The organism is Streptococcus sp. GMD4S, from assembly GCF_000296955.1.
In genome coordinates this window covers 1-1,737 of sequence record NZ_AJRE01000491.1, presented here as the reverse complement: position 1 = coordinate 1,737, position 1,737 = coordinate 1, and the positions used below count along the sequence as shown (strand labels likewise).

Genomic DNA, 1,737 nt, shown 5'->3' with positions numbered 1-1,737 from the left:
TCACCGTCCTTACGGATATAAGCAAAGATCTTGTCAGCTGTATCAAGCAATTCAAAGTCAGCTCGAATCAGCCAGCTGTTCTCCTTACGGATTTGAACGAGTTTTTGATAAGTATAGAAAATAGAATCTGGATTTGCCAGAGCTTCTTGAACGTTGATTTTTTCGTAGTTTGGATTAACTGCCAACCAAGGTTGACCTGTTGAGAAACCAGCGTTTTTGCTCTCATCCCACTGCATCGGGGTACGGGCATTATCACGTCCAATGACACGGATGCTGTCCATGATTTCTTCCATAGAAACACCTTTTTCAAGAGCTTCACGCGCATAGTTGAGGGATTCAATATCTTCTACTTGATCCAGTGTTTCAAATGGATAGTTGGTCATCCCAATCTCCTCACCTTGGTAGATATAGGGAGTCCCTCTCATAAGATGAAGCAAGATTGCAAAGGCTTTGGCAGATTTTTCGCGATATTCTTGGTCATTTCCCCAGATAGAGACGATACGAGGGAGGTCATGGTTATTCCAGAAGAGGGAATTCCAGCCATCTTCAACTCCCAGCTCTGTCTGCCATTTGTTGAAAATCTCTTTTAACTTCCCTACATTTAACTCTTTTTGGTAGTGCCACTTAGGTTGCCCTTCCTGATATTGAAGACAGATGTGTTCAAACTGGAATACCATAGACAATTCTTGTCCCTTTGGATCCGAGTAGAGCTTAGCAATCTCTGGCGTTGCACCCCAGGTTTCCCCTACTGTCAAGAGATTCTTATCTCCAAAAGTCGCCTGATTCATTTCCTTGAGATAGGGATGGAGCATAGGACCATTATTGACTACTTTCTCATCAGGAATTTTCCCAATCATATCAATAACATCCATACGGAAACCACCAATACCTTTATCAATCCAGAAGTTCATCATCTCATAAATTTTCTGGCGCAGTTTTTCATTCTCCCAGTTGAGATCGGGCTGTTTCTTGCTAAAAAAGTGGAGATAGTATTGACCCGACTTTTCATCGTATTCCCAAGCAGATCCACTAAAGATAGACTCCAAATCATTGGGCTCATCTCGCCAGATATAGTAGTCTCGTTCGGGGCTGTCAGGATTTTCACATGCCTCGACAAACCAGGCGTGTTCATCCGAGGTATGATTGACCACCAAGTCCATGATAATTCGAATGTCACGCTTCTTAGCTTCTGCGATGAGTTGATCCATGTCCTCCATAGTCCCGAAAATAGCAGCAATCGCTTGATAATCAGCAATATCGTAGCCATTATCATCCATCGGACTGTCATAAACAGGAGAAAGCCAAATAGCTGTAATCCCTAACTTAGCTAGATAGTCTAACTTACTCGTAATTCCTGGCAAATCACCAATTCCATCTCCATTACTATCCATAAAACTCTTGGGATAGACTTGATAGACTACGGCATTGTGCCACCATTTTTCTTGCATCTTCTTACCTCATTATTTTAATAATCTATAGTCTATGATAGCGCTTTTTTAAACTTAGTGCAAGCGTTTGCCTAATCTTTTTGATTTCTTTTTTGACTCCGTAGTTTCCTATCTTCCAATTTTTTATTATAATAGAGGTCAGAGGTAAAAAAATGAAAAAACAAGCTTTTAGTTCTGAACAATATTTGAATCTACAGCGCGACCACATTTTGGAGCGCATTAACCAATTTGACGGCAAGCTCTACTTGGAGTTTGGTGGCAAAATGTTAGAAGATTTCCACGCTGCTCG

General features: G+C 41.2%; 2 protein-coding genes. One reads left to right on the top strand and one right to left on the bottom strand.

The window, feature by feature from the left end:
* Positions 1–1,448: glucan 1,6-alpha-glucosidase DexB (gene dexB, locus GMD4S_RS12015; protein WP_001156793.1), on the bottom strand; the 1,448-nt coding region annotated here is incomplete at its 3' end.
* A gap of 152 nt (positions 1,449–1,600) precedes the next feature.
* Here dexB and GMD4S_RS13215 point away from each other — a divergent pair.
* Positions 1,601–1,737, top strand: a 137-nt coding sequence (locus GMD4S_RS13215) for a DUF1846 domain-containing protein (protein ID WP_008291783.1), incomplete at its 3' end; no start/stop codon positions are given.